Genomic DNA, 5237 nt, shown 5'->3' on the forward strand with positions numbered 1-5237 from the left:
GTGCAGGGATACAGATAGAATAATAGCGCCACAATACGCTTTTAGTGAATATTTAGGAAAACTATGAATTATTCAGGAACAAAAAGAATCTTTTGAAAAAAACATAAAGAAAATAGGAGCTTTTCACCAAGAATATGATGCGTCAGTCCAAAAGCTTCACCAATGGAGAATAGACTACAAACCCCCATCAGAAGAAATGGTCTGGTATCATTTTCAGGAAGAGGCTGCGCGCTATTATGCTGCATTAGATAAGTATTTTTATACAGGAAGAAAGCAAGCGAGTGAATTATCCAAGAAAACCAAACTTTCTCAAAAGATATTAAAAAAAATCTCTGAATTACAGCTCAATAGCCAGCAATTGCGAGCAACGTTACGAAGTTGGCAAGATTTTGGTGCGAAGTACGCTTTACTACAAAAGAAGGTACTCATCGGTGATGTGATGGGACTCGGGAAGACGTTGATTGCCATTGCAGTAATGGCTCACTTAGCAGAAGAAGGTAAGCAGCACTTTTTAGTAATTTGTCCCTCCAGCATTATGGAAAACTGGTCACGGGAAGTGAAAAAACATTCTACGTTAAATCCGGTCCATTTACATGGCACGAAAGTTAATCGAGAAGCAGCATTATCTAATTGGAAAGAAAAAGGTGGTGTAGGCATTACAACCTACGAAACAGCTATTAAGCTGAATTTTTCTGATGCTGTGATCGATGTCTTGGCAGTAGACGAAGCTCATTACGCAAAAAATCCAGAAGCAAAGCGTTCCAAGAATGTCTATGCATTAAGTGAGAAAAGTCCGTATACTATTTTCCTAACAGGTACACCACTAGAGAATCGAACGTCAGAAATGACAGCACTGATTTACGCATTGCAACCGGAAATTGCCCATACCATCCGGAATCCAAAAGTGCATAATCGGCCAGAGGTGTATCGGAGGGAGATTGCTCCGGTTTACTTGAGACGTTCGAAAGAAGATGTGCGTCTAGAACTTCCGCCATTAAACCAAGTTGAAGAATGGGAAGAGTTCGGAAAGAAAGAATTCAAAGTATACAAAGAGGCAGTAGCGGATGGGAATTTTATGCTGATGAGGAGGGCTGCTTGGTCAGGGGGTTCGGTTAGTGAGAGTCCTAAATTAGAGCGGTTGAAAGAAATCTGCGAGGAAGCAGCTATTAATCATCAAAAGGTAATCGTCTTTTCGTTCTTCAAAAGTGTACTTACAACCGTAGAAGCGGCCCTTTCTAACAAGGCTATTGGAGTAATTAACGGCGATGTACCGATAGCAAGACGCCAAGAATTGATTGATGAATTCAAAAGTTCGAGCAACAAAAATGTTATTGTTGCCCAAATTACCACGGCTGCACATGGTCTCAATATGCAGTTTGCAAATATTATTATTTTCTGTGAGCCACAACTAAAACCTTCACTAGAAAATCAAGCAGTAGCAAGAGCCTATCGAATGGGACAAACACAATCGGTTTTTGTTTATCGTCTGTTAACTCCAGATAGCATCGATGAATTAATGATGGATATGTTGAGCAGTAAACAAAAACTCTTTGACGCTTATGCAGATAAGTCTTATCTATATGAGGAAGCGAGCCAGCAAGATGTAATGACCCAAGTGCCAGAAGAGCATATGAAGCAAAAATCATTCTTCTCGAACAAGACCGTCTTGGAGTGGGAGAGAAAAAAGAACTTCAACAACAAACGTAATGGATCTCTATTTCCCTGATATTTTGATTCCCTAAACCTTCTATTTCGGTTAAAATAAGTTGATTGAATAGATGAAAAAGGGGGATAGGGATGAACAGGAAGTGGAAGGGCATCCTACTCGCAGGCTTTGGTGGGAGTATGTGGGGTTTTTCAGATATTTTTGCCCAATTATTATTTAGGCAACATGCAGTTCCAAGCGAATGGTTGGTGAGCACCCGCCTGTTGGTTGCAGGGGTACTTGTCTTATTGTATAGTCGCTATACGAAAAAGAAAGATATTTGGATCGTCTTTAAGGATCGGGGAGATTTATCCAGGCTTCTCGTTTTTTCGTTAGTAGGAATGGTATCGGTTCAATTTTTCTTTTATAAAACGATTGAATTAAGCAGTGCTTCCCTTGCTACCATACTCCAATTCATCGCACCTATTTTTGTATACGGCTACTTAGTTTTACGAAAAGAGAAGCGCCTGAAAGTAACAGAACTATCCATTATTTTATTGTGCTTCTTCGGAGTTTTCTTGATTCTAACAAATGGAAACTTTACCAAACTGGCGGTAACGCTGGGTGGATTCATGATGGGGATTATTTCAGCGATCGCACTAGCCTTTTATTCCTTACAACCACGAGCTATTTTGGCAAAGTATCACTCCACCGTTATTGTTGGCTGGGGAATGACCATTGCAGGACTTGCATTTCAATTCGTTCATCCGATCTGGCGACCTGAATTCACGCTTACAGTCGACAGCTTCTTCCTTCTTGTAGGAATTATCATTTTGGGAACGGCAATTGGTTTTGTCGCTTATATGACGAGTCTCACGTATATTGACGCGTCCCTCGCCAGTATCGTAACAGCGCTAGAACCTCTTTTAGCAGCTGTCTTATCTGTATTTGTATTCAATCAAGTATTTGGTATGCTGGAAGTGATAGGAATCATCATCGTAATCGTTACGGTTCTCTTATTATCCAGCTCTAGCAACAAAAAAGAAACAACCGTCCTCGTAGACGATCAATTAATTAATCATATCTAAAGGGGAATTTTATGTATAAATTAGAATCAGATTTGGCTCCGGCAGCAGTTGGACCATATTCACAAGCAATCGTTACAGGTGATCTTGTTTTTCTATCCGGTCAATTAGGACTCGACAAAATAACTGGACAAATGGTCGATGGAATTAAGAACCAAACGACTTAAGCTTTCCAAAATATTCGGTATGTTTTGGCTGAAGAAAATCTAACACTTGACGATGTAGTAAAAGTAACCGTCTTATTAAATGACATCAAAGATTTTGCAGCTGTAAATGAAATTTACGCGGAACAGTTTAATGAACCCTATCCAGCTAGAAGTGCTTTCGCGGTAGCCGCATTGCCCCTAGGTGGGTTAGTTGAAATCGAAGTGATTGCAAGCAAGGCGAAAGCATAAAAATTTGAGAGGAGAGGCCGGGATACAACTCCAGCCTCTTTTCTATATAAGGAGTGTCAACGATTGATGTTTAATAAAGAAGAAACCGTATCTTTCTTAACAGAATTACTTTCTATAAACAGTCCAACAGGATATACGAAAAATGCCATTGATTTTTTGAAAGCAACCATCGAAGGTTATGGCTATCAGACAGAAAGAACACCAAAAGGAAATTTAATAGTCCATGTAGAAGGCGAAAACAAAGACATCACACGTGGATTAAGCGCTCATGTGGACACATTAGGATTAATGGTTCGTTCGATTAACAGTGATGGGACATTGGCCCTTACAAAATTAGGTGGGCCGCTTACTCCTACTTTAGACGGTGAGTACTGTGAGATCATTACTCGTGATGAAACCATTTATTCTGGAACGATTTTATCGAACGCTCCTTCGATCCATGTTTTCAAGGACGCTGGGACAAAGGAACGTGACATCGATAATTTGGTTGTCAGAATTGATGAGCGTGTAAAGAATGAAGAAGACGTCAAAAATCTCGGCATCCAGAATGGTGACATCGTAGCGTATGATCCCAAAGTAGTGGTAACCGATTCAGGCTTTGTTAAGTCTCGGTTTTTGGATGACAAAGCATCAGTCTCTATTCTCGTAAGTATTTTGAAGAAACTGAAAGAAAAACAAATAACCTCGGCGACAAACTTGACGTTTATTTTTTCGACGTATGAAGAAGTAGGTCATGGAGCTGCGTGGATTCCAGAAGAAATTACAGAGTTGCTTTCGGTTGATATGGGATGCATCGGCGACGACCTTGCTTGTACCGAATTTGATGTATCCATTTGTGCGAAGGATTCGTCTGGTCCTTATGACTATGAATTAACTACACATCTCATTCAATTGGCAAAAGAGCAAGGCTTGAATTACGTCGTAGATATTTATCCGATGTATCAGAGCGATTCTTCAGCAGCACTTCAAGGTGGTGCCAATATCCGGGCTGCACTAATTGGCCCAGGTGTAGCAAGTAGCCACGGGATGGAACGCACGCACGTGGATGCAATCGAAAACACATTTAAGTTGATTGAAGCTTATATAAAAAATAAAGGGTAGTAAAAAAGAACGGTCCTTCGTTAGAAAAGGGCGGTTCTTTTTTCTTTTTCAAAATAAATCATTTTAAGGATGTTTCGTGAGTAAATACCCGTCTTGTCTTTTGAAATGGGCTTAAAACCTTCGAGAATCGTTTGGTCAAATGGAGGATACACAATTCCAATTGTGTATCCTATTAAACGTTGCTATACCATAGGGTAAAGTGGTACACTAAAAGCACTGAAATTGTTAATTAGTTAAGAAAAGCGTTTTCAACCATCCTTTTTACCTCTTTTAGAGGTATCTCATGCAAGAGGGACAGAACGCTCATTAATTCACAAGTCAAAACTAAATAATGAAGGGATAGACAAAAGTGAATTTTACATATCCGATTAAACAAAAAAAGCAAATTAAAAATTTAATGGCAGTCTATCCGGCTGAATCCAAAAAACGCCTACTTCTGGAATTCGGTTTACGAACAGGATTACGGATTAGTGATATCCTCGATTTAAAAGTGAAGGATGTTCATAAACAAGATTTCGTTTGGGTTCAGGAAAAAAAGACAAAAAAGAAGAAGATGCTATATTTGCATCCCAAACTTCGGCAGTCAATAAAAGTGTATGTAAAAAGTGAGAATTTGAAACCATCAGACTATCTATTCTTTTCTGAAAAAAATCCCAAGCAGGCGATTCAACGGATGCAAGCGCATCGGATTATTTCCTATGCTGGTGACATGATCGGTGTGACCCCTTTAAGTGCTCACTCGTTACGTAAGACTTTTGGTTACTGGTCATATAAGCAGGGGGTGGATATCAGCCTACTGCAAACAATCTTTCAACACTCATCCCAGGCGGTAACCTTACGGTATATCGGAATTACGCAAGAAAGCATCAACAAAGTTTATGCAACCGTTGATATGGGATTCTAATAATAAAATATAAAACAGCCGTATTCCTTGTAGACTGACATACTGATTTGAGACAAACATAAAACACCTTCTTAGGCTGCTAATCCTCTGTATTCCAGAGGGGATTG

At 39.6% G+C, this 5237-nt stretch carries 4 protein-coding genes and 1 pseudogene; all 5 read left to right on the forward strand.

The features are described from left to right. The first annotated feature begins 196 nt into the window (after positions 1-196). Complete coding sequence (locus PVE40_RS12225; protein WP_274732217.1) at positions 197-1726, forward strand: DEAD/DEAH box helicase; 1530 nt, start codon at positions 197-199, stop codon at positions 1724-1726. Between the two features lie 71 nt (positions 1727-1797). Then, complete coding sequence (locus PVE40_RS12230) at positions 1798-2733, forward strand: DMT family transporter (protein ID WP_274732218.1); 936 nt, start codon at positions 1798-1800, stop codon at positions 2731-2733. Between the two features lie 11 nt (positions 2734-2744). Next, positions 2745-3125 (forward strand): annotated as a pseudogene (locus tag PVE40_RS12235) (Rid family detoxifying hydrolase). Positions 3126-3191: 66 nt separating this feature from the next. Then, on the forward strand, positions 3192-4226 hold the full coding sequence (locus PVE40_RS12240) for a M42 family metallopeptidase (RefSeq protein WP_274732220.1): 1035 nt from the start codon (positions 3192-3194) through the stop codon (positions 4224-4226). 349 nt (positions 4227-4575) lie between these two features. Continuing rightward, on the forward strand, positions 4576-5130 hold the full coding sequence (locus tag PVE40_RS12245; protein ID WP_274732219.1) for a tyrosine-type recombinase/integrase: 555 nt from the start codon (positions 4576-4578) through the stop codon (positions 5128-5130). The last annotated feature ends 107 nt before the right edge of the window (positions 5131-5237 follow it).

The sequence above is a fragment of the Jeotgalibaca caeni genome, assembly GCF_028863945.1.
GTDB lineage: Bacteria > Bacillota > Bacilli > Lactobacillales > Aerococcaceae > Jeotgalibaca > Jeotgalibaca caeni.